Consider the following 24388-nt stretch of genomic DNA (forward strand, 5'->3'; position numbering starts at 1 on the left):
CAAATCGCCGCTTGTCTACGCGAGTTGATGCACCGACAACGCGCGGAGAACGGACGGAAACGGCCCCTGACCATTTCGTCAGGGGCCGTTGGCGTCGTACCGGTCAGCTCACGTCCGAGGCGTCCAGCCGGTAGACCGTGGACGTGTTGGACGAGGAGGACGAGGACGACGACGAGGTGTCTGTTTCGGAGGTCGATTCCGACTCCGACTCCGACGTCGAGTTGTAGTCGCTCTCCTTCACCGCCGTCCCGTTCTTCTGGACCCAGGTGGTGATCTCCTGGTTCAGGCTGCTGTTGCCGCCCATTCCGCCGCCGCCGAGCTGGATGTAGTGCAGCTCACCCTTCTTCACCAGCTCCTTGAGCTTGGCGAGCGTCATCGCCTGGTCGGAGCCGGTGAAGCCCCACATGGAGATGACCGGCTTGCCGGAGCTGAGGATCAGCTGCCCCGCGCTCTGCGAGTTGGACACCGCGATCAGCCACTTGGCGCCGTCCTGGTTCTTCTCCAGGTACGAGACGAGCTGGCTGTCCGCGCCGCCCATACCGCCACCGCCTCCGCCTCCGCCGCCCATGCCTCCGCCGCCCCCGCCGCCGGGTCCACCGCCGGTCCCGCCGCCCGGAGCCGTGCCGCCGCCGGGGAACTCCCCACCCGCAGCGCCCTGTTGGCCGTCCTGACCGTCCTGACCGTTCTGGCCGTCCTGACCGCTCGGCGCGCCGCTGGGTGCGCCGCCGCCCGGGTTCTGCTGGCCGTTGCCGCCGCCGGGGAACTCGCCGCCCGCCTGGCCGCCGGCCTGCGTGCCGCCCGGCGTCTGGCCGCCCGGGCCGCCGCCGTTGCCGCCGCCCCGGCCTCCGCCGCCCCCGCCGCCGGGGCCGCCCATGCCGCCGCCGGTGGACGGGCCCGCGGTCGGGTTGGTGCCGCCCATCATGCCGCCGCTAGAGCCGAAGGCCGGCGAGGCGGCGTACGCGGTCGGACCCGCGAGGGCCGCCACGATCGCCGCGACGACGGACGCGCCGAGCAGCCGCAGCCGGGTGCCGGAGCTCGCGGACCTCAGCACGAACAGACCCACGACCGCCACGGCCATGAGGGCCCCGATCGCCGGCCACAGCCAGGTGTTCCAGTCGGTGGCGCGGCGCAGCAGCACGATCGCCCAGACGGCGGTGACCACCAGCCCCGCAGGCAGCACCCACGACCAGCGGGCGTCGCCGCCGCGGAAGGCGCGCCACAGCATGACGCCGCCGCCCCCGCACAGCGCCGCGATGCCCGGGGCGAGCGCGGTCGTGTAGTACGGGTGCATGGTGCCCTCGGCCATGGCGAAGGTCAGGTAGTGCAGTGCGAGCCAGCCGCCCCAGAGCAGCAGCGCGGCCCGGGTGACGTCGGTGCGCGCGGCCCGGCCGCACAGCACCAGGCCGGCGACGAACGCGAGGCCCGCGAAGGGGATCAGCCAGGAGATCTGGCCGCCGAGGACGTCGTTGAACATCCGGCCGAGGCCGGCCGTCCCGGCGAACGTGCCGCCTCCGCCGCCCCCGCCCCCGCCGCCGCCGTTGCCCTCGCCGCCGAGGACCCGGCCGAGGCCGTTGTAGCCCATGATCAGGTCCCAGGCGCTGCCGTCGGTCGAGCCGCCGATGTACGGGCGGTCGTCGGCGGGGACGAGGGAGACGGCCGCCGCCCACCAGAAGCTGGAGACGGCCAGTGCCACCGCCGCCAGCGCGAGGTTGACGACCTTCTTCTTCCAGCCCAGCTTCGACGCGTACACGTACACGGCGAAGACGGCGGGCAGGGCGATGTAGCCCTGGAGCATCTTGGTGTTGAAGGCGAGGCCGAAGCACACCGCCGAGCCGATGAGCGGCAGCAGTCGGTCGTCGCGCGTGGCGCGCAGCGCGAGCGCGGCGCCCGCGACCATCAGCAGCACCAGGATCGTGTCGGGGTTGTTGTCGCGGTTGATGGCGACGGTGATCGGCGTCAGCGCGAGCACCAGCGCGGCGACGGCCGCGGCCGCGTGTCCGAACACCCGCTTCACGGAGGAGTGCAGGATCCAGATCGTGCCCAGGGCCGCCCCGATCTCGGGCGCCATCATCTGCCAGGTGCCGAAGCCGAAGATCCGGCAGGACAGGCCCATGATCATGAGCGCGAAGGGCGGCTTGTCGACGGTGATGAAGTTCCCGGCGTCGAGCGAGCCGAAGAACCATGCCTTCCAGCTCTGCGTGCCGCTGTAGATCGCGGCGCTGTAGAAGCTGTTGAGGCTGTTGCCCGACAGGTTCCAGCCGTAGAGCACGGCCGCGAGGGCCAGGATCGCGAGCAGTGCGGGGAGCGACCAGCGTGGCGCCTTGTCGTCCGGCGCCGGTGGCGGCGCCGCGGTGGTCGCCGTCGGCGGGGCCCAGTCGGGGGACACGGTCGGGTGGGGGTGCGGATCGGTGGCTGATGTCACCCTGCGGATGCTGTCCGCCGGTTGTGGGTGATTGCTGTGCCGAGGCTGGCCGCAACCTTTGAATCCTCCCCCTCATGAATTAGGGGGATTCCTGACTCAGGCTGCCTCTGGGAGCAGCGCTCCCGGGGGTCTTACGCCTTCTGCGTCAGCCGGGTTGAGACCAGCCCGGACGAGCATCACGCGGGCGGAGTTCTTATCTCTGGGGGAGACGGCTCCGCACGCGGTGCAGGTGTACGTTCGTTCCGACAGCGGCAGTGCGTGCTTGGCTCTCGCTCCGCACTGCGCGCAGTCCATCGTGGTGTGGGCCGGGTGCACCAGGTGCACGATCCGGCCGTGCTTGCGGGCTATTTCGGTCAGGGCTCGTCTGGTGGCGCCGATCGCGGCGTCAGCGGCCTTGCGGGCCATCGTCGACTTCGCGAGGAACTTCGGGCGGAAGTCCTCCACCGCCAGGGCGTCGTGGTCGCGGACCACGCGCTTGGCCCATTTACGGCCGGTGTCCTGACGCTGCCGGGCGATCTTCGCGTAGGTCTTCGCCCGCCACTTCTTCGCCTCCCGGTAGCCCTTGGTCCCGGCCTGCCCCTTCTTCGGTCTGCGCCGGGCCGTCATGCGGTCGTACTTCGACAGCCGTGCCTGGGCCTTCTTCCCGTGCTGGGCGTGGGGGAGGTCGTGGGCGTCGGACGTGGTGGTCGCGATCTCGCGTACGCCCCAGTCGACCCCGATCACCCGGCCGGTCTCCGACAGGGGCTGGACCTGGGCGGGGACGACGAACGAGGCGTACCAGTGCCCGAGGCTGTCCCGGTACACGCGCACCGAGGACGGCTCGGCCGGCAGTTCCCGTGACCACACCACCGTCACCACGATGCCCCCGGCCAGGTGCAGACGGCCGTCCTTCAGCCGGAACCCGCGTTTCGTGTAGTTCAGGCTCGGCAGCGCCTCGTGCTTCTTTTTCCACCCCGGCATCCCGGCCCGCTGCCGCTGCGGGAGGCGCTCGCGGATGTCCTTGTGCGCCTTCGCCCGGGATTTCCCGAAGTCGCGGATGATCTGCTGCTGCGGTACCGAGCTGCCCTCCCGCAGCCAAGGAGTACGGGCACGGGCCTCGGTCAGCATCCGGTCCAGCTGTGCCGGACCGCACGTCTGCCTGCCGACGCCCTCGGGCCGGGTCTGGTTGTGGGCGTGGACCTGCCGGGACTTGGCCACGCTCTCGTTCCACAGCCACCGGCACCGGCTCCACTCGTCCGTCAGCGCGGCGAGTGCGGTGGACGACACGCGCAGGCGGAACGTCCACCGGGCATGCCCGGCTTCCTCTGCGACCGCCCTCACTCCCGTCACACCCTCACCCCCTCCACGGTCCTCGGACCGAAAGGCCACAGCCCGTTGACGCCTTGCACAGGGGACCGTACGTGCGACAACCGCACACCCGCACCCCGATCGCGCCATCACCACTCCCACCGGCGACCACCGGCACACACGTTCGCATTTCCCCGGCTCCGTCGGCTGAGTGCGAACGCTCCGCGCCCACAAGCCAGAGGCGGCGGCGCTCCACGCCGCGACACCGGGATGCGATTCCTCCCCGGCGTGAACGCCGGGGCATCCTCGCAAGAGGGCGGTGAAAAGGCACTGGGGCGGGTCACGGGTTGCCCAGGCGTTCACCAAGATCCTCGCCAGTACATTCGGCCAATCGCGCAACCGTTCGTACGAACTGGTGAGTCATATCGTGTATGACTCACCGAACTTCCAAACGCAGAAGGGCGCTGGCCGCCATCGCGCTCGGCACCGGCGTTCTCATAACCGGCGTGGCCACCGCCGCACCCGCCACGGCGGCCACGCCCGTCGTCACCTGTACGTCGGCCAAGGCCGGGCTGGCGGCCAAGTTGAAGAAGGACATCACCGCCGCGCTCGCCGCCCGCAAGGGCACGGTCGCGGTCGGCGTCTACGACCGCACCACCAACACGACCTGCACGTTGCGCGCTTCGACGGCGTACGACTCGGCCAGCGTCGTCAAGGTGACCGTCCTCTCCGCACTGCTGTGGGACGCGCAGAAAACGCGTCGCGCGCTGACGAGCCGTGAGAAGACCCTCGCCAAGGCCATGATCACCAAGTCGGACAACGCCTCCACCACCACCCTGTGGAAGCAGCTCGGCCTGACGAAGATCAAGGGCTTCCTGACGGCCGCGAAGATGACGCAGACCAAGCCGGGCGCGAACGGCTACTGGGGCCTGACCCAGATCACCGTCACCGACGAGCAGAAGCTGATGAAGCTGCTCACGGCCAAGAACGCGGTCCTCACCGACGCCTCGCGCGCCTACGTCAACACGCTGATGGGCCAGGTCGTCTCCACACAGCGCTGGGGCACGCCGTACGGGCGGCCCGCGAACGTCTCCTGGCATGTCAAGAACGGCTGGCTGTCGCGTGCCACGCACGGCTGGCGGGTGCACAGCGTCGGCACCTTCAAGGGCGGCGGCCACGACTACATGATCAGCGTCCTGACGCACGGCAACAGCACGATGAACTACGGCATCGCGACCATCCAGGGCGTCGCCAAGGTCGTCCACAAGGATCTCGCCGCGTCCTGAGCGAGCTTTTACGCGCTGTCCCACCGCACGTCACCGGTCGGTCCTACGGTGACGTGCATGCGCCTGCGAACCGTACTCGCCACCCTCACCGCCGGCCTGGCGGCGGCCACCGCACTCACCGCCGCCGGGCCCGCGAACGCCCACCCCGCCGCAAGGTACGCCTGCTCGCCGTCCGTCTCCCTCGACCGCTTCTCCGACGCCCTCGACAAGACGACCTACGACGGAACCTTCGTCGGCAACTTCTCCGCCCTCGCCGTCGACCGGGACGGCTCCCTCGCGGCCCTCTCCGACCGCTCCTCCCTCTTCGGCCTGAACGCCACAACCCTCGCCCCGAAGAAGGTCGTGCCGCTCGCCGACGAGAACGGCGCGGCCCTCGACTCCGAGGGCCTGGTCATAGACCGGGACGGCACCCGGCTGATCACCTCCGAGACCGAGCCGTCCGTCCGCCGCTACAGCGCCGACGGGCAGATCCTCGACCGCCTGCCGGTGCCGTCCTCGCTCCTGGTCGCCCCCGCCGGGCGGGCCACCGTCAACCAGACCTTCGAGGGCCTCACCCTCCTCCCCGGCGGCCGCACCCTCCTCGCGTCGATGGAGTACGCGATCTCCGGGGACAGCGCGGGCATCGTCCGCTTCCAGACCTGGCAGCGCACCAAGGGCGATCACTTCAGGCTCGGCGCCCAGTACGCCTACCGCACCGACGCCGGCCTCGGCGTCCCCGAGGTGCAGGCCACCCCCGACGGCCGCCTCCTGGTCCTGGAGCGCGGCTTCACCGCCGGCGTCGGCAACACGGTCCGCCTCTACCTGGCCGACCCGCGCCACGCCACGAACACGACCGGCATCGAGCAGCTGACCGGGCAGGACGACGTCCGCCCGATCAAGAAGACGCTGCTCACCGACATCGTGACCTGCCCGTCACTGGGAGCCACGGCCAAGCAGCCCCAGCCGAACCCCCTCCTGGACAACATCGAGGGCATGGTCGTCACCGGCGGCGAGCGCGGCCGTCTCAAGGTCCTCCTGGTCAGCGACGACAACCAGGGCGCGACCCAGACCACCCGCTTCTACTACCTGCGGGTACGCGTCTGACATCAGCGGGTGCACGTCCGATCACCCACTGCCCCCATTGTTGCGGAGGGATGAAATCCGCTTCATTTCGCGTTGGTGCCTTCCGGAAGATCAGGGCTGAGATGCAGGGCTGACGGAGGGCATCGGCGTGGCAGTGCAACAGGGGGAGAAACCGCGAGGATGGGCGCGCAGGCTGGTCCAGTACGCCTGGCGCCACCCGACGGACGTCGTCCTCGCGCTCGGTTCCTCCCTCGCCGGCATGGCCGTGATGGCGGTCGTCCCGCTGGTCACCAAGGTGATCATCGACGACGTCATCGTCGGCCACACCCGTGACATGGCCCCCTGGGCGGGAGCCCTGATCGGCGCCGCCGTGCTCGTCTACGCCGCCACCTACGTCCGCCGCTACTACGGCGGCCGGCTCGCCCTCGACGTCCAGCACGACCTGCGGACCGAGATGTTCGAGACGATCACCCGGCTCGACGGCCGCCGCCAGGACGAGCTGTCCACCGGCCAGGTCGTCGGCCGCGCCACCAGCGATCTCCAGCTCATCCAGGGCCTGCTCTTCATGCTCCCGATGACGATCGGGAACCTCCTCCTCTTCCTGATCTCCCTGGTGATCATGGCGTGGCTGTCGCTCCCGCTCACCCTGGTCGCCCTGGCCGTCGCGCCCGCCCTCGCCTACATCGCCAAGCGCAGCCGCACCAAGCTCCACCCCGCCACCTGGTACGCCCAGGCCCAGGCGGCGGCGGTGGCGGGCGTGGTCGACGGCGCCGTCAGCGGCGTCCGCGTGGTGAAGGGCTTCGGGCAGGAGGACCAGGAGACCGGGAAGCTGGCCGAGGTCGGCCGCCGGCTGTTCGCCGGCCGGCTGCGCACGATCCGCCTGAACTCCAAGTACACCCCCGCCCTCCAGGCCGTCCCCGCCCTCGGCCAGGTCGCCATGCTGGCGCTCGGCGGCTGGCTCGCCGTGCGCGGGCACATCACCCTCGGCACGTTCGTCGCCTTCTCCACCTACCTCGCCCAGCTCGTCGGCCCGGTCCGGATGCTCGCCATGGTCCTCACGGTGGGCCAGCAGGCCCGCGCGGGCACCGAACGCGTCCTGGAGCTGATCGACACCGAACCGTTCATGCGGGACGGCGGGAAGGAACTCCCGGCCGACGCCCCCGCCGCCGTCGAGTTCGACGACGTCGCGTTCGGCTACGACCCCGACCACCCGGTGCTCGACGGGCTCACCTTCGAGATCCGCCCGGGGGAGACCCTCGCGGTCGTCGGCTCCTCGGGCTCGGGCAAGTCCACCGTCGCCCTCCTCCTCCCCCGCTTCTACGACGTCACCCGGGGCGCGGTCCTGATCGGCGGCCATGACGTCCGCGAGCTCACCCTCGACTCGCTGCGCGCCGCGATCGGACTGGTCCCCGAGGACTCCTTCCTGTTCTCCGACACGGTCCGCGCCAACATCGCCTACGGCCGTCCCGACGCCACCCAGGAGCAGATCGAGGCCGCCGCCCGCGCCGCCCAGGCCGACCGCTTCATCGCCGAGCTGCCGCACGGCTACGACACGACGGTCGGCGAGCACGGCCTCACCCTCTCCGGCGGCCAGCGCCAGCGCGTCGCGCTCGCCCGCGCGATCCTCACCGACCCGCGCCTGCTCGTCCTCGACGACGCCACCTCCGCCGTGGACGCGGCCGTCGAGCACGAGATCCACGAGGCCCTCAAGCACGTCATGGAGGGCCGCACGACCCTCCTCATCGCGCACCGCCGCTCCACCCTCAACCTCGCCGACCGCATCGCCGTCCTCGACGCCGGCCGGCTTGCCGACCTCGGCACCCACGAGGAGCTGCAGCGGCGCTCCCCGCTCTACCGCCGGCTGCTCACCGACCCCGACGAGCTCGGCGGCGTCTCGCCCGGCCACACCCGGCCGGTGGAGCCGAGCGAGGACACCTCCGTCCGCGACGAGCTGGACGCCGAGTTCGACGCCGAGCGCGGGGTGACCCCCCGGCTGTGGACCGGCGACCGACAGCCGAAGGACACGGCCCTCGCCGACTCGCCGGCCACCCCCGAACTCCTCGCCCAGGTGGAAGCGCTGCCCCCGGCCGTCGACACCCCCCAGGTCGACGAGGGGCAGGCGGTCCGGCCGGAGGAGTCCTATGGTCTGCGCAGGCTGCTGCGCGGCTTCGGCGCGCCCCTGCTCGTCAGCCTCGGCCTGGTCGCCGTCGACGCCGGGATGAGCCTGCTGTTGCCGGTGATGATCCGGCACGGCATCGACCAGGGCGTGACACGGATGGCGCTGGGCGCCGTCTGGGCGGCCTCGCTGCTCGCGTTGCTCGGCGTGCTGGTGCAGTGGATCGCGCAGTCCGGCGAGATCCGGATGACCGGCCGCACCGGCGAACGCGTCCTCTACGCCCTCCGCCTGAAGATCTTCGCCCAGCTCCAGCGGCTCGGACTCGACTACTACGAGCGGGAGCTGACCGGCCGGATCATGACCAGGATGACGACGGACGTGGACGCGCTGTCGACGTTCCTGCAGACCGGCCTGGTCACCGCGTTCGTCTCGGTCGTCACCTTCTTCGGCATCATGGTCGCCCTGCTGGTCATCGACGTGGAGCTCGCGCTGGTCGTCTTCGCGACGCTGCCGCCCCTGATCATCGCCACCTACTTCTTCCGCAGGGCGAGCGTGAAGGCGTACGAACTCGCCCGCGAGCGGGTGTCGACGGTCAACGCCGACCTCCAGGAGTCGGTGTCCGGGCTGCGGATCGTGCAGGCCTTCCGGCGCGAGGGCGACGGCGCGATCCGGTTCGCCCAGCACAGCGACAGCTACCGCAGGGCGCGCATCCGGGGCCAGTGGCTCATCTCGATCTACTTCCCGTTCGTGCAGCTGCTGTCGTCGGCAGCGGCCGCGGCGGTCCTGATCGCGGGCGCGGGACGGGTGGACGCGGCGACGCTGACCACCGGCGCGCTGGTCGCGTATCTCCTCTACATCGACCTGTTCTTCGCCCCCGTCCAGCAGCTCTCCCAGGTCTTCGACGGCTATCAGCAGGCGACGGTGTCGCTCGGCCGCATCCAGGAGTTGCTCCGGGAGCCGACGTCCACGAAGACGGCCGACGAGCCCCTCGAAGTGCTCTCGCTGCGCGGCGAGATCGCCTTCGAGGACGTGCACTTCGCGTACGGCGCGCAGGAGGAGGCGCTTCGAGGCATCGAGCTGCGGATCCCGGCCGGTCAGACGGTCGCGTTCGTCGGCGAGACCGGCGCCGGCAAGTCCACCCTGGTGAAGCTGGTGGCGCGGTTCTACGACCCGACGGGCGGCCGGGTGACGGTGGACGGCACGGACATCAGGTCCCTCGACCTCACCTCGTACCGCCACCGGCTGGGCGTCGTCCCGCAGGAGGCGTATCTCTTCCCCGGCACGATCCGCGACGCCATCGCCTACGGCCGTCCGGCCGCGAGCGACGCCGAGGTGGAGGCGGCGGCGCGGGCGGTCGGCGCGCACGAGATGATCGCGACGCTCGACGGCGGCTACCTCCACGAGGTCGCCGAGCGCGGCCGCAACCTCTCCGCGGGCCAGCGCCAGCTGATCGCGCTGGCCCGCGCCGAACTCGTCGACCCGGACGTCCTGCTCCTCGACGAGGCGACGGCGGCCCTGGACCTGGCGACGGAAGCCCAGGTCAACCAGGCCACGGACCGGCTGGCAGGCCGCCGCACGACCTTGGTGGTCGCCCACCGCCTCACCACGGCCGCCCGCGCGGACCGCGTCGTCGTGATGAACCACGGCCGGGTGGAGGAGGACGGCACGCACGAGGAGTTGCTCCGCCTCGGCGGAAGCTATGCCGCGCTGTGGCGGACGTTCGTCGGCGAGGATGAGCCTGCGGCGGTGTGACCCGGTTCGGACCGGTGCCGTCGAGCGGTGCGGTTGCTGTGCCGGCCCGCCGGACGGAGTCCGGCCAGTCGTCCCGAAGCCCGGGAGGCCCGCCAGGGCCGAGCGGTGCGAGGGCGACAGCGGGAGGTTCAGCCTTTCGTCGGGGCGGCCGAGCCGGAGGAGCCGGTCGGCGCGTCTCGGTGACGGGCGTGCAACCATCCGACACATGTCGTGCGTCCGTACATCAGTACGGCAGGCGCGAGTACGGCCATCGCGTACGGCGAACGTAGGAGAGGGACGGGGACCGTGGGCAGAGGCAGACGGGGTACGACCGTGCGACGGCTGACGGGCGGGTTGGTCGTCCTGATCGCATCCGCACTGCTCGCCGTGGCCGCGCCGGGCAGCGCCCAGGCCGCGTCCGGCTCCTCGTGCCCGGGGCGCAAGGTGCGCACCCTGTCCTTCTCCGCCGGCTCCGTGCTGGTCTACCGGGACGGCGGCTATGTCTGTGCCGTCACCGTCCAGAAGAACCCGGGCGCCAGACGGCTGATGGCGGTGAGCCTCCAGGCGCGCGGCCATGTCGCCGTGCCGAAGTCGCGGCAGCACACCCGGAGTTCACCCCCGGTGCGGGTTTACGTGGGACACCGCTACATACGGGTGACCGGAGCGGTGGGCAGCGCCAAGTACAGCTCGCCCTGGTTCTCCTGCTGATCCCCTCGGGCCTGTCCCCCCGATGGCCCTCGACGGTCCCTGATGGCCTGTCAAGCCCCTCTGGCGCGACCGGTGTTGCTCCGATAGCTTCCGGCGAGGCACATCGGTCTCACAGGGAGGGTGCACGCGCATGCGCAAGGCGCTCAGATGGCTGCTGGCGCTCACCGTGCTCATAGGCACGCTGAGCACGGCGGGAGCGGCCACCGCCGCCGAACCGGAGCCGGCGGACATCAAGGACCGGCTTCTCTCCGTCCCGGGCATGAGCCTGATCCAGGAGAAGCCGTACTCCGGCTACCGCTACTTCGTCCTCGAATACACCCAGCCGGTGGACCACCGGCACCCCTCCAAGGGCACGTTCCAGCAACGGATCACCGTGCTGCACAAGGACGTCAGCCGCCCCACGGTCTTCTACACCGGCGGCTACAACGTCTCCACCACCCCCAGCCGCCGCGAACCCACCCAGATCGTCGACGGCAACCAGGTCTCCATGGAGTACCGCTTCTTCACGCCGTCCCGCCCCGACCCCGCCGACTGGACCAAGCTGGACATCTGGCAGGCGGCGAGCGACCAGCACCGCATCTTCAAGGCGCTCAAGAAGATCTACAGCAAGAACTGGATCTCCACGGGCGGCTCCAAGGGCGGTATGACCGCGACCTACTACGAGCGTTTCTACCCGCGTGACATGGACGGCGTCGTCGCCTACGTCGCCCCCAACGACGTGGTGAACGACGAGGACTCGGCCTACGACCGCTTCTTCGCGGAGGTCGGCACCAAGGAGTGCCGCGACCGGCTGAACGCGGTCCAGCGCGAGGCGCTCGTGCGCCGCGCGCCGCTGAAGAAGAAGTACGAGGCGTACGCGGCGGAGAACGGCTACACCTTCACCACCGTCGGCAGCCTCGACAAGGCGTTCGAGGCGGTCGTCCTCGACTACGTCTGGGGCTTCTGGCAGTACGCGCTGATCGCCGACTGCGACGAGGACGAGCTGATCCCGCCGGACGCCAAGACCGCGACCGACGACCAGATCTGGGACTCGATCGACACGATCTCCGGGTTCTCCTTCTACACCGACCAGGGACTGCAGCCGTACACGCCGTACTTCTACCAGGCGGCCACCCAGCTCGGCGCGCCGAACATCCACTTCCCGCACATCGAGAAGAAGTACATCCGCTACGGCTACCAGCCGGCGCGCAACTTCGTCCCGCGCGAGATCCCGACCAGGTTCCAGCCGACCGCCATGCGTGACGTGGACAGCTGGGTCCGCCACAACGCCCGGCACATGCTCTACGTCTACGGCCAGAACGACCCGTGGGGCAGCGAGCGGTTCCGTGTCGACAAGGGCGCGAAGGACTCGTACGTCTTCACCGCCCCCGGTCTGAACCACGGCGCCAACGTGGCAGGTCTGGTCCCCGACCAGAAGGCCTTCGCCACCGCCCGCATCCTGCAATGGGCAGGCGTCGCCCCGACCGCGGTGGCCGAGGCGAAGCCCCTGGCGAAGTTCGACGCGAAGCTGGACACACAGGACATGGAGCGTGAGCTGACGCTGCGTCCCTGACGTGTGTCGGACGGGCCCCTGTCAGTCGGAAGGACAGACGGGGGCCACGTCTTCGTCGGGGAGGTAGGCGGCGCGTTCCTGGGAGGTCAGGTCGCGGTCGACGACCTGGCAGATCCGCTTGATCGCCTGGCCGGGTTCGACGACGGTGTCCGCGTTCCACAGCCGCACGGTCTCGTCGGCGCCGGCGGAGGCGACGGTGCGGCCGTCGGGGCTGAAGGCGACCGCGTTCACCCAGGCGGCGTGTCCTTTGAGGGGGATACGGGTCTTGCCGGTGTCCGCGTCCCACAGCCGTGCCGTGTCGTCTTCGCTCGCCGTGGCGATGGTTTCGCCGTCGGGGCTGTATGCCACCCCGTACACCTCAGCGGCGTGGCCTTTGAGGACGGTGCGCGGCTTGCCGGTGTCCGCGTCCCACAGCCACACCGTCTTGTCGTCGCTCGCGGTGGCGATGCTGTTGCCGTCAGGGCTGAAGGCGACCGCGTTCACCTCGTCGATGTGTCCTTTGAGGGTGCGGCGGTGCTTGCCGGTGTCCGCGTCCCACAGACGGGCTGTTTTTTCCGCGCTGGCGGTGGCGATGGTTCTGCCGTCCCGGCTGAAGGCCACGGACCACACCGTGTCGGTGTGTCCTTCGAGGGAGCGGCGGTACTTGCCGGTGTCCGCGTCCCACAGGCGCACGGTCTTGTCGCTGCCGGCGGTGGCGATGGTGTGGCCGTCGGGGCTGAAGGCGACTGCGTTCACCTCGGCGGTGTGTCCCTTGAGGGTGCGGCGGTATGCGCCGGTCCGCGCGTCCCAGAGGCGTGCTGTCTTGTCGGCGCCGGCGGTGGCGAGGGTGCGGCCGTCGGGGCTGAAGGCCACCCCCGTCACCGAGCCGGTGTGTCCCTTGAGGGTGCGGCGGTGTTTGCGGGTGTCCGCGTCCCACAGCCACGCCGTCTTGTCGTCGCTCGCGGTGGCGATGGTGTGGCCGTCGGGGCTGAAGGCCATTCCGGTCACCGCTTCGGTATGTCCGGCAAGGACAGCTCGGGACTGGCCGACGTCCGTGTCCCAGAGGCGTACCACCCTGTCACGGCCGGCGCTGGCGAGGGTGCGGCCGTCGGGGCTGAAGGCCACCGCGAAGACGAGGTCGGTGTGGCCCGTGAGGGCGGTACGCGGCGTCCCGGTGGCCACGTCCCACAGGCGTACCGGGCGTTCGGCACTCGCGGTCGCGAGGGTCTTGCCGTCCGGGCTGAAAGCCACCGAGACCACCGCGTCGGTGTATCCGCTGAGGGAGACCCGGGGTTTGCCGCCGGCCACGTCCCAGAGTTGAGTGACCCAGTCGAAGCCGGCGGTGGCGAGGGTGCGACCGTCGGGGCTGAAGGCCAGTGCGTTCACCTCCGCGTCGTGTCCTTTGAGCGTGCGGCGGTACTTGCCGGTGCGCGCGTCCCACAGACGGACCGTCTTGTCGTTGCCGGCGGTGGCGAGAGTGTGGCCTTTGGGACTGAAGGCCACCGCGTTCACGTCGGCGGTGTGTCCTTTGAGCGTGCGGCGGTATGCGCCGGTCCGCGCGTTCCACAGGCGGGCCGTCTTGTCCTTGCCGGTGGTGGCGAGGGTGCGGCCGTCGGGGCTGAAGGCCACCCCCGTCACCTCGCCGGTGTGTCCCTTGAGGGTGCGGAGGCAGGCGCCGGTGTTCGCGTTCCACAGGCGTGCCGTCCGGTCTTCGCTTGCGGTGGCGAGGGTGCGGCCGTCGGGGCTGAACGCCACGGACCACACCTTGCCGGTGTGCCCCTTGAGGGTGCGGACGTGTCTGGCGGTGGCGACCTTCCACAGCCGCACCGTCATGTCGGCGCCGGCGCTGGCGAGGGTGCGGCCGTCGGGGCTGAACGCCACCCGGTACACATCGCTGGTGTGACCCGGCAGGCGCCGGTTCATCGGGAGGTCCGCGACGGCGACCCGCACGCTTTCGACGGACTCGGCCGTGTGGCTGCTGCGGTAGGCCTGAACGGCCAGGAGCGAGGCGAGCTCGGAGTTCGTGTCCAGAAGCTCGTTGGACTGCGCGGCGAGTTGCCGCGACACCGCTTCCTGCCGCTCCTCGGCCACGGTCCGCCACTGCCAGATCGCACCTCCCGCGGCCATCAGCGCGAGTGCCAGCAGACCGCCGAGCACCGCGTTGAGCCGCCTGCTACGACGGATTCTGGCCCGCTGCTGCTGTCGGCTCGCCGTGAGGAACGTCGCGATGTCGTCCGGCAGCCGGCGTCGCCGTGACCACTCGAGCCCCTCCGCGAGCGCCGTCCCGCCCAGGAGGTCCCCCGGGTCCTTGTCCACTGCCCAGTGGGCCTGTCGTTTGTGGATGTGGTCGAGCCACTCCTGGAAACGGTGATCCTGGTCGACCCACTCACGCAGCGCGCCCCAGTCGCGGATGAGCGCCTCGTGGATCAGCTCGGCGACCGGTTCCCCGGGCGGAGCGCCGGGCGGAGCACCGGGGTGTTGCGGGGCCCGCAGCGTCTGGGTGGTGATGATGCGATGGCGGGCGAGGGCGGCGATGACGTCGTCGACGGCCGTTTTCTCACCGCCGGGCGTGTCGCTCGGGTCCGCTGCCAGGTCGCGCAGCTCGTCGAGCGGGACCTGCGTGCGGACGGCCGTGATGTGGTGGCTGGGGTCGGCCGGGTGCACCAGGGAGGTCAGCGTCCGGCGGGCGATCAGCCGTTGCTCGGGGGACAGTTCGCTCAGGGCGCTGTCGCACCATGTGGTCACGCTTCCGCTGACCGCCCCGATACGCCGGTACGCCTCATGGGTCAGGTACCCGTCCTGCCGCCGCTGCCACAGCTGGCTGAGTGTCATCTCCAGCAGGGGCAGTACGGTCACGGGCGCCTGGCGGGTCGTCGCCGCCTCGGGCGTGATGTCCAGGACGTCACCGATGATCCGCTCGGGCAGCCCCGGCTGGAACCGGAGTCCCACGTCCAGGGCGGGCAGCGTGATGATGTCGTGCAGGTCCTGCTGGCTCAGGGTGCCCGGTACGTTGAGCAGCCCCGGCATGGCGGCCTCCAGCAACTTGGGTGCCAGTGAGGCCAGTTGGGGATAGAAGTCGTCGCGCATGATCAGGATCACGGTGACCTTGGTGTACGCGTCGGCGGCCGTCGCGACCTCGTCGATGACGCCCAGCAGCTCCCGCAGCCGACCGCTGGCGGTCTGCACCAGGAGCTCTTCGAACTGGTCGATGACCAGCAGCACGCGCTCGTAGGAGGAGTCGGCCGCCAATCGCCGGTTGACGGCCGCCGCGATGCCCTCACCGGCCGCCCCGGGCAGCCCCGCCCGCTCGATCTCGGCGAGCACGTCCTGCCTCGGCCGCGCGAGCACCGGCAGCCACCGGTCGCTTCCCACCACCTCCCCCGCCGCCAGCGCCCGCAACACCCCCGCCTGGATCAACGACGACTTGCCCGACCCCGACGGCCCGAGCAGCAGCGTCAGCCGCTGTTGGCGGGCCAGGTTCGTCACGACCTGCCGTACCGCGTCCGCCCGGCCCTGGAACCAGCGGGCGTGCTCCGCGGTGAACGGCTCCAACCCCCGGTACGGGCACACCTCCTGCTCCGCCAGTTCCGGCAGGATCTCCCGCAGGACCTGGGTCGGCGTGACGTACGCGACGCCCGTCCCCCGTTCGAACTCGTCCGGCGCGGTGATCTCCGTGAGCATGCCGATGACCAGGCCGGTCACCTCGTCCAGGACGGGCCCGCCGCTGAAGCCCGTGGTGAGATCGTTCGCGGCGGTCAGTTGCAGGTGCGGGCCCCGGTCGCCCGAGCCCGGCACCAGGTCGCCGGCCACGCCGAAGCCGAAGTGCCCTTCCGGCGGCGCCTGCGCGGGGAACCCGAACGAGCGCACCTCATGGCCCCGGCGCCCCTCCGCCGAGCCCAGCGGGACCGTCCGCGCCCCGGTCGGCATACCGCCCCGCAGCCGGATGAACGCCACGTCCCCGCCCTCGGCGGGACGCCACAGGTCGCCCGGGACGTCACCCTCCACGCGTCCCGCGGCGGCCACATGCGGAAAGGACAGCAGGGCCCCCGCTCCTGGTCCGCCTCCGGCGGCCTCGACGACGTGCGCGCAGGTGACCACGACCCCCTCGGCCACCAGGAAGCCCGCCCCGGCGACCGAGCCGTCCGGCCGCAGAATCCGGGCGACGGCGGTCAGCAGACCGGAAGCGACGTCGTCACCCGGCGTCTCGTGCTCCGCGGCGGTCACGAGGAGCCGTCGCCCTTCCAGGACACGGTCACCTTCAGGTGGCCACCGGCCTGGCTCTTGGTGATCACGGCCCCCGCCTCCACCGCCAGGTCGACTCCGAACTCGATGGTGATCTCGTCGGGTCGGGCCTTGCGCAGCTGGTCGAGGGCGGCGCGGGCGGCCTCGGTGATCGGCTCCAGCGCCCCTTGCAGGGTCACCGGCAGCTCACGCACGGCGTCGCCGACGCGACCTGCCTTCACCGGCCCGTCCCACGCGGCGGACGGCTGCTCGACGAGAACGGATCCTCCGCCGTCCAGCGGAATCCGGGTCAGCGGAGTCACCATGCCACCAGCCTCTTTGGCATTGGCATATGCCGCATGCCGGGTGGGCCATCTGCGCGGGGCGCACAGGTCACACCGGCCGAGCACACCCCACCGGATTCGGCTTGCCGCCGAGTTGGACATAGAGGGCCGTGGACGGCGGGCAGTGTGCGCGGGCGTCCACCGCCCTCACCACCTTGTACTGGGGTTTCCGTGTCCCGGAGCCGTCGCACGGCGTCTCGCGGACCTGCCCGCTGCCCGCGCCGTACACGCAGTCGCCGACGATCGTGCGGGGCCCGCCGCCCGCCCCCGGGTCGCCGGGATGGGGCGGCTGGAGGGTGCGCATACAGGCGTAGCCCTGCGGGATCGAGCCCGCGCCGCCCTCCGCGGGCTGCTCGCCGATGTGCAGCACGAAGTCGGTGGTCGGCGGACAGAGCGGGCCCGCGCCGACTTCTCCCTCGTGCCGGGCGACCACCCGGGCCGCCGCCCGTTCGCCCGTGCACGGCACCTCGGTGAAGCTGGTCGACCCGAACGAGCTGCACTCGTCCACGGCGAGGAAGACCGAGCCGAACCCGGACACGGGCAGCAGCGAGGACGGCGTCCGGGCCGGCGTCGACGACCCGTGGCCGCCCCCCTCCTCGGAGGACAGGATCTGGCACCCCGTCAAGACCAGAACGGAAGCCAGCGCCCAGCGGACCCACCCCACCGGCGTGTCCACGGACCGTCTCCCACGCATGGCATCTCCCGTTCGCCCGAGGTACAGGGCCTGACCAGCGTGACCCGCGACGCAGGGCGCACGCCAGCCGCGTGGAGCGCTTTACGCGTGGTGCGGGAGGCCCGCCGAGCCCCCGGCGTACGCCTAGTACGACAAACCGTGTCCGATCGGGTACAGCACCTGAGTCGGGTCGTTCGCCCGCCGCACCGGCACCGGCAGCTTTCCGTGCGGGGCGGCCTTCCCGGCGATGACCCGGGCGGCGGCCCGCACCTCGACGTCGGTCCACGAGTAGGCGGCCAGGAAGGCTTTGACAGAGGGGAGTTGGGCGATGTCGTAGGGGTTGCGGATTGCTACTGCGACCACCGGCAACCCCGTCGCCGTGAGCCGCTCCACCAGGGTGCGCTGGGCACTGGTTGCTGTGACATTGGACGTCGTGACCACCACCGCGTCGACCGCGTCCGCCGCCGCCACCGCCTGCGCGATTTTTTCGGCGGAGGGCGCCGAGCCTGTCGTCAGGGCCGTCGCCTGGAAGCCCAGCTCGATGAGAGCGGCGGCCAGGACGCCGGTGGGCGGGCCGGTGGTGCCGGTGGGAGAGGCGGGGTCGACGCCGACGACCAGCAGCCGGGGGTGGGCACCGGGGGACAGCGGCAGCACCGGGCCCTCGTTGACCAGCAGGGTCGTCGTCCGGGCGGCCAGCCGGTCGGCCGTCGCGAGGTGCGCCGGCGTGCCGACCGTCCTGCCGATCTCGTTCTCGTCGACGTACGGCTCGTCGAACAGGCCCAGCCGCGCCTTCAGCCGCAGGATCCGCAGCACCGCTTCGTCGAGCCGCTGCTCGCTCAACTCCCCGTCCTGGACGGCCTTGAGGACGGCGTTCCAGGCCACGTCCAGCTTCGGCGGGTTGAGGAGCTGGTCGACGCCCGCCTGGAGCGCGAGCACGGGCACCCGGTCGTCGCCGTACTTCGTGCGCACGCCCGCCATGTCGAGGGCGTCGGTGACCACCACCCCGTCATAGCCGAGCTGCTCGCGCAGGATGCCGGTGACGATGGGACGGGAGAGGGTGGCCGGATCGCCGGAGTCGTCCAGGGACGGGACCAGGATGTGCGCGGTCATCAGGGAGTCGATGTCGGCGGCGATCGCCGCGCGGAACGGCTCCGCGTCCAGCGTCTCCCACTCCTCGCGCGTGTGGGTGATGACGGGGAAGCCGTAGTGGCTGTCGACGGCGGTGTCCCCGTGCCCCGGGAAGTGCTTGGCGGTCGCCGCGATCCCGGCCGCCTGATAGCCCTCGGTCTCCGCCGCCACCAGTCCCGCCACCGCCTTCGGGTCGGCGCCGAAGGAGCGGATGCCGATGACCGGGTTGGCCGGGTTGACGTTGACGTCGGCGACGGGGGAGTAGTTCTGCCGGATGCCCATCGCGCGCAGCTCGACGCCCGCGAGCCGCCCGAGCGTGCGGGCGTCGGCCCGCGAACCGCCCGCCCCGATCGCCATCGCCCCCGGGAGGAGCGTGGCCGGTCTGCCCACCCGGCAGACGGCCCCGTGCTCCTGGTCCGTGGAGATCAGCGCCGGCAGCCCGCGCGGCTGCTGGAGCGAGGCCCGCTGGATGCCGTTGGACAGTGCCGCGATCTGCTGCGGGTCGCGGGTGTTGTGCGCCCAGGCGAAGTAGATGATCCCGCCGAGCCGGTAACGGGCGATCAGCTCGGCGGCCGTGCGCACGCCGAACTGGGCGAGGTTGGCTTCGGCGTCGGCCTGGTCGGGCGCGGTCGCCGAATGGCCGTACACCTGCGAGACGAAGACCTGGCCGACCTTCTCCTCCAGCGTCATCCGGGAGAGCAGGGTGCGGAGTCGACGGTCGTCCGCATGCGCCGTACCGCCGACCGCGAGCGCGGCGGTGAGGCCGGCGGTGGCGGCGAGGACGGTGCGTCTGGAGGGCATCGTGCGTTCCTTCCTGAGGGGGGCTTCCGGTGCCCGAGGGGGGCTTCCGGTGGCGCGCACGCTACCCCGGAGGCGCCGTCATCGGCGCATTGGAGGGGGCGCGCCGATGACGGCTCCGCTGCCGGCCGCGGTGCGGCGGAGAGGGTGGGTCAGCGATCGCAGCCAGTGGCGAGGGCCGACACCGCACCGAGGTGACTCATCCGACAGCTTGGGCATTGGACGAGCGGGGCGGGGACAGGGTTCCCACTCGCACACGGATTTCCGGAAGTCGGGGCGGACGGGACACGAGGGAACCCGTGGGGCGACGCGTGGGCGACCTGTGGGGGAACGCGTGGGGCGATCCGTGGGGCGACCGTGGGGCGGCCGATGTCCCTCGGCCTCGGCCGTTGTTCACCCGGCGGACACCGCCCCGACCGTCGTCCATCCCGTGGACGTACCGGCGACCGGGCGGATCGGCGCGGGATCATGAGGGGCATGGCCCTCGTCGACATCCCCGGTTCCAAGTCCATCACCGCCCGCGCCCTCTTCCTCGCGGCCGCCGCCGACGGCGTCACCACCCTCCAGCGCCCCCTGCGCTCCGACGACACCGAGGGGTTCGCCGAGGGCCTGACGCGGCTCGGCTACCGCGTCGGACGGACGCCCGACGCCTGGCAGATCGACGGCCGCCCGCAGGGACCGGCGCTTGCCGAGGCGGACGTCCACTGCCGGGACGGCGCGACCACGGCCCGCTTCCTGCCGGCCCTCGCCGCCGCCGGCCACGGCGTCTACCGCTTCGACGCCTCCCCCCAGATGCGCCGCCGCCCCCTCCTCCCGCTCACCCGCGCCCTGCGCGACCTCGGCGTGGACCTGCGGCACGAGGAAGCGGAGGGCCACCACCCGCTGACCGTGCGGGCCGCCGGCGTCGAGGGCGGCGAGGTGACGCTGGACGCCGGCCAGTCCTCCCAGTACCTGACCGCCCTCCTCCTGCTCGGCCCGCTCACCCGCACCGGCCTGCGCATCACCGTCACGGACCTGGTCTCGGCGCCCTACGTCGAGATCACGACCGCGATGATGCGGGCGTTCGGCGTGGAGGTCGGCCGCGAGGGGAACACCTACACCGTCCCGCCGGGCGGCTACCGCGCCACGACCTACGCGATCGAGCCGGACGCCTCCACCGCGAGCTACTTCTTCGCGGCGGCCGCGCTCACCGGCGGCGAGGTGACCGTGCCCGGCCTCGGCACGGACGCGCTCCAGGGCGACCTGCGCTTCGTGGACGTCCTGCGCCGGATGGGCGCCCGGGTGGACATCGGCGCGGACCGCACGACCGTGGCCGGAACAGGCACGCTCCGCGGCGTCACCGTCAACATGCGGGACATCTCCGACACCATGCCGACCCTTGCCGCGATCGCGCCCTTCGCCTCCGGACCCGTCCGCATCGAGGACGTGGCGAACACGCGCGTGAAGGAGTGCGACCGGCTGGAGGCCTGCGCGGAGAACCTCCGGCGGCTGGGCGTGGAGGCCGTCACCGGGCCCGACTGGATCGAGATCCGCCCCGGCGCCGCGCCGACCGCCGCCGACGTCAAGACCTACGGCGACCACCGCATCGTCATGTCCTTCGCGGTGACCGGACTGCGCGTCCCCGGGATCTCGTTCGACGACCCCGGCTGCGTCCGCAAGACTTTCCCCGGCTTCCACGAGGCGTTCGCCCGGTCCTTCGGGGCTGGGGTGAGCGCCCGCTCCCGCGGAGCGGGGCAGGGGTAGCCGGATCACCGTCAGGGCGGATCCGGCGTCGTCGTCCGGGATGTGGAGGGTGGCTGCGGACGGGTGGTGGTGACCGGGAGTCGAGAGGTCCGGTGGCTGGTGATCGGTGGGGTGGTCACCCGCACGGGTGATGCTGATCGACGGTGTGCGCGGGCGGGGAAGGCCGACGGTGCTGGACTGGTGCCTGGACGGGACGGCGGAATTCAGGGTGCGATGGTCGGCCGCTGCCCAAGCGGGCCGGGCGAAGTCGGCAGCGCCCTGAAGGGGCGCGGGGAACTGCGCGACCAGCCACGACGGCGCCGCAGCGAAACGACGTCACCTCGCGGCACCTCCACCGGAGCGCTCAGACGGCCGGAGCGGCGGCCGACGCACGCACACACCCGCCGCGGGCTGCTGAGGCACGGCCGGGGAGACCAACCGGTCCCGCTGCCGACGATCGAGCCGTTGTTCCGGGCGCGCCGGCCCGCGACAGCTGCTCAGGCGGAGTCGTTGAGCAGCCGCCCCAGATGCTCGCGGCCCCCGCTCAGCAGCCCGGCCAGCGGCTCCGCGCTCTCGTACCAGCGCTTCTCGTACTCCCAGCACAGCCACCCGTCCCAGCCGTGCCGGGTCAGTACCTCGACGCACTCGGCGAGCGGCAGCACGCCCGCGCCCAGCGGCAGCGGGGTGGTGTCCTCGGCCGACGCGATGTCCTTGACCTGCACGTATCCGAGATACGGGGAGAGCGCCGCGTAGGTCTCCTGCGGCTGCTCGCCGCTCAGCCAGGTGTGCATGACGTCCCACAGCGCACCCACCTGCCGGTGCCCGACGGGGCCGAGGATGCGGATGGCGTCCGCACCGCTGCGGTGCGAGTCATGGGTCTCCAGCAGGATGCGTACGCCGAGGTCGGCGGCGTACTCGGCGGCGGTGCCGAGCCGCCGGGCGGCGACGGCGTCGGCCTCGGCGGGGGACGGGGCGTCCGCACCGCCGGGAAAGACGCGGACGAAGGGCGCCCCGAGATCACGGGCGAGCGAGACGAGGCCGCGGATCTCCTCGATCACCGGTTCGTCGTCCCCCGGCGCGGCGACCCGTGCGTACCCCGCGACCCCGAGGATGTCGACGCCCGCCGCCTTGAACTCGGCGGCGACATCGGCCCGTTGGTCCGGGGACAGCCCCGGGTGGACCGGCTCCTCCGGATGGGCGCGCAGTTCCACGCCGTGATAACCGTGCGCCACCGCCAGCCGCAGCACCTCGGAAAGCGGCAGACCGGGAACCCCAAGCGTAGAAAACCCAAACCTCATGCCCCCACTCTGACCCCACCCCCACCCCCAGGTCCACCGCAAGCCCCCCACCCCAGCCCCGCGCCAGCGCCCTGAAGGGGCGCGGGGAACTGCGCGACCGGCCACGACGGCGCCGCAGCAGAACAACGACGTCACATCACGGCACCCCCAGCGCAGCGCTCAGCCGCCGGACCCCGGTCCGTGGGCTGCCCAAGCGGGCCGCGCGAAGTCGGCAGCGCCCTTAAAGGGGCGCGGGGAACTGCGCGACCAGCCACGACGCTGCCGCAGCAGAACAACGACGTCACATCACGGCACCCCCAGCGCAGCGCTCAGCCGCCGGGTGCCCCCTCGTTCGCCGGCCGACCGCCGGGTACGCATGCCCGGAACCGCCCCAGCAGTTCCCGCCCCGCCCCGCTCTCCGCCTCGAAGTCCTGGACGCGCAACTCCGCCGGGACATCCCGGCCCAGGACGCGTGCCCCGTTGCAGCGGAAGCAGAACGCGATCTCGAAGAGCGGATCGGGGTCGGCGTCGTCGTAGAGGCGGATGCCCCAGCCGGGCACGAAGCAGCGGTACCGCTCGCTGTCCGGCAGGGCGCGGATCAGGGCCAGCGCCTCCCGTACCTCGTCCCCGGCCCAGACCTCGACGACCTCGCCCGCCAGCCCCCGGGAGGTGAAGGGGCCGGCGGGATCGGTGAGCCGGACGACCTCGAGAAGTTCGCCCCGGTCGTGGGCGGCGGGCAGCCTCAACTCCGGGGCACCCCGGAGGACCCCCGCACCATCAACTCCCCGCGCACCGTGGCGATCCCGCCCGGCGGCGGCTCCTCACGGCCCATGGCGATGCGTCCCGCCCGCGCCCCCGCCTCGGCCAGCGGCAACCGCACCGTCGTCAGCGAGGGCACCGCGTCGATGCTGAACGGGAGGTCGTCGAAGCCGGCGACCGAGACGTCCTCGGGGATGCGCAGCCCGGAGTCGCGCAGCGCCGCGCACGCGCCCAGCGCGACGGAGTCGTTCGCGGCGACGACCGCCGTCAGCGACGGGTCCCGGCGCAGCAGTTCGAGCGTGGCCTCGTAGCCGGCCCGCCGGTCGTAGCGGCCGTGCACGGTCCAGCGCGGGTCCTCTTCGAGGCCGGCCGCGGCCAGCGCCGCCCGGTGGCCTTCCAGTCGGTGCCGGGTGGTCGTCCGCTCCTCGGGGCCCGCGATATAGCCGAGGCGGCGATGCCCGAGGCCGATCAGGTGCTCGGTCAGCTCCCGTCCGCCGCCGCGGTTGTCGAAGGTCAGCGCGATCGCCTGGGTGTCCGGCGCGGGCGGCCGGCCGCACAGCACCACCCGGGTGCCCGCCTCCGCGAGCCTGCGCAGCTTCGCCGCCATCGCGGCCGCGTGCGGCTCGTTCTCGATGGCGCCGCCGGTCAGCACGACGGCCGCGGCCCGCTGCCGCTGGAGCAGCGTCAGATAGGTCAGCTCCCGCTCGGGCGAGCCCCCGGTGTTGCAGACCACCGCCAGCCGCTCGCCGCCCGCCCGGCCGCCCGGCCCGCCGATCTCCAGCTGGATCGCGCTCGCCATGATCCCGAAGAAGGGGTCGGCGATGTCGTTGACGAGAATCCCCACCAGGTCGGAGGTCGCCGCGGCCAGCGCGCTGGCCGGCCCGTTCAGCACGTAGTCCAGCTCGTCGACGGCCCGCAGCACCCGCTCCCTGGTGGTGGCCGCCACGGGGTAGTTCCCGTTCAGCACGCGCGACACCGTCGCGGGCGAGACCTGCGCGCGGGCCGCCACGTCCGCCAGGGTCACCGTCATCTCGTCGTCCTCCGGTAAACGCATCGTGTCGTACGTCGGCGTACGTCGTCGTACGTCGTGGCACGACGACATATGTCGTCGTACGCCCTGGTGGACAGCGGCCTCGCGGGCGCGGTTCCGGGCGTGTCGAGCAGACCTTACGGCCCAGGACCTCCGTTGTTCGCCCCCTCGAACAACTCGAGATGGACACGGTCTTGTCCGGACCGCTGGTCAGAGGCTAGCTTCTCCTTGGATAGAAAGCGCTTGCTGTAACGCTGATCAGGAAGAGGCGTACGCGGCGCGCACAACCGCGT

15 protein-coding genes are annotated in these 24388 nt (G+C 71.8%); 6 read left to right on the forward strand and 9 right to left on the reverse strand.

The genetic code is table 11. The features are described from left to right. Positions 1-103 precede the first annotated feature (103 nt). Together ACWCPF_RS04020 and ACWCPF_RS04025 are read right to left on the reverse strand one after the other, a co-directional pair. Positions 104-2422 (reverse strand): glycosyltransferase family 39 protein, encoded by a 2319-nt coding sequence (locus ACWCPF_RS04020; protein ID WP_451043351.1) that lies wholly within the window; start codon positions 2420-2422, stop codon positions 104-106. A 96-nt stretch (positions 2423-2518) separates the two neighbouring features. Further along, positions 2519-3742 carry an RNA-guided endonuclease InsQ/TnpB family protein gene (locus tag ACWCPF_RS04025; RefSeq protein ID WP_451043352.1) on the reverse strand — a complete coding sequence of 408 codons (1224 nt, stop codon included), beginning with the start codon at positions 3740-3742 and terminating at the stop codon, positions 2519-2521. 398 nt (positions 3743-4140) lie between these two features. On the opposite strand from ACWCPF_RS04025, the gene ACWCPF_RS04030 reads away from it, so the two are divergent. From ACWCPF_RS04030 to ACWCPF_RS04050, 5 genes are all read left to right on the forward strand, one after another. After that, positions 4141-4995, forward strand: coding sequence for a serine hydrolase (locus ACWCPF_RS04030; protein WP_451043353.1), 855 nt, complete (start codon positions 4141-4143; stop codon positions 4993-4995). Positions 4996-5052: 57 nt separating this feature from the next. Then, on the forward strand, positions 5053-6078 hold the full coding sequence (locus ACWCPF_RS04035; RefSeq protein WP_451043354.1) for an esterase-like activity of phytase family protein: 1026 nt from the start codon (positions 5053-5055) through the stop codon (positions 6076-6078). A gap of 127 nt (positions 6079-6205) precedes the next feature. Then, a complete protein-coding gene (locus tag ACWCPF_RS04040; RefSeq protein WP_451043355.1) occupies positions 6206-9925 on the forward strand; it encodes an ABC transporter ATP-binding protein in 3720 nt (1239 codons plus the stop codon). Between the two features lie 285 nt (positions 9926-10210). After that, entirely contained in the window at positions 10211-10612 is a 402-nt protein-coding gene (locus ACWCPF_RS04045) for a hypothetical protein (protein ID WP_451043356.1), read from the forward strand. 130 nt (positions 10613-10742) lie between these two features. Continuing rightward, positions 10743-12164 carry a S28 family serine protease gene (locus ACWCPF_RS04050; protein WP_451043357.1) on the forward strand — a complete coding sequence of 474 codons (1422 nt, stop codon included), beginning with the start codon at positions 10743-10745 and terminating at the stop codon, positions 12162-12164. A 21-nt stretch (positions 12165-12185) separates the two neighbouring features. Here ACWCPF_RS04050 and ACWCPF_RS04055 read toward each other — a convergent pair whose 3' ends face one another. The 4 genes from ACWCPF_RS04055 to ACWCPF_RS04070 all read right to left on the reverse strand — a co-directional run bounded on the left by ACWCPF_RS04055 (position 12186) and on the right by ACWCPF_RS04070 (position 19310). Then, positions 12186-16367, reverse strand: a complete 4182-nt coding sequence (locus tag ACWCPF_RS04055; protein WP_451043358.1) for an nSTAND1 domain-containing NTPase — start codon at positions 16365-16367, stop codon at positions 12186-12188. Beyond that, a complete protein-coding gene (locus tag ACWCPF_RS04060; protein WP_451043359.1) occupies positions 16364-16690 on the reverse strand; it encodes a CU044_2847 family protein in 327 nt (108 codons plus the stop codon). Before ACWCPF_RS04060 ends, ACWCPF_RS04055 begins: the two co-directional genes overlap by 4 nt. A gap of 67 nt (positions 16691-16757) precedes the next feature. Then, complete coding sequence (locus ACWCPF_RS04065; protein WP_451043360.1) at positions 16758-17402, reverse strand: hypothetical protein; 645 nt, start codon at positions 17400-17402, stop codon at positions 16758-16760. 123 nt (positions 17403-17525) lie between these two features. After that, on the reverse strand, positions 17526-19310 hold the full coding sequence (locus ACWCPF_RS04070; RefSeq protein WP_451043361.1) for a glycoside hydrolase family 3 protein: 1785 nt from the start codon (positions 19308-19310) through the stop codon (positions 17526-17528). Positions 19311-19784: 474 nt separating this feature from the next. Here ACWCPF_RS04070 and aroA point away from each other — a divergent pair, with 474 nt between their 5' ends. Next, on the forward strand, positions 19785-21050 hold the full coding sequence (gene aroA, locus ACWCPF_RS04075) for a 3-phosphoshikimate 1-carboxyvinyltransferase (RefSeq protein ID WP_451043362.1): 1266 nt from the start codon (positions 19785-19787) through the stop codon (positions 21048-21050). Positions 21051-21526: 476 nt separating this feature from the next. On the opposite strand, the gene ACWCPF_RS04080 is transcribed toward aroA, so the two are convergent. From ACWCPF_RS04080 to ACWCPF_RS04090, 3 genes are all read right to left on the reverse strand, one after another. After that, entirely contained in the window at positions 21527-22327 is an 801-nt protein-coding gene (locus ACWCPF_RS04080; RefSeq protein WP_451043363.1) for a sugar phosphate isomerase/epimerase family protein, read from the reverse strand. Between the two features lie 308 nt (positions 22328-22635). After that, positions 22636-23052 (reverse strand): hypothetical protein, encoded by a 417-nt coding sequence (locus ACWCPF_RS04085; RefSeq protein ID WP_451043364.1) that lies wholly within the window; start codon positions 23050-23052, stop codon positions 22636-22638. Next, a complete protein-coding gene (locus tag ACWCPF_RS04090; protein ID WP_451043490.1) occupies positions 23049-24095 on the reverse strand; it encodes a LacI family DNA-binding transcriptional regulator in 1047 nt (348 codons plus the stop codon). The genes ACWCPF_RS04085 and ACWCPF_RS04090 overlap by 4 nt, the downstream gene beginning before the upstream one ends. Positions 24096-24388: the final 293 nt, after the last annotated feature.

The organism is Streptomyces sp. NPDC001858, assembly GCF_053594615.1.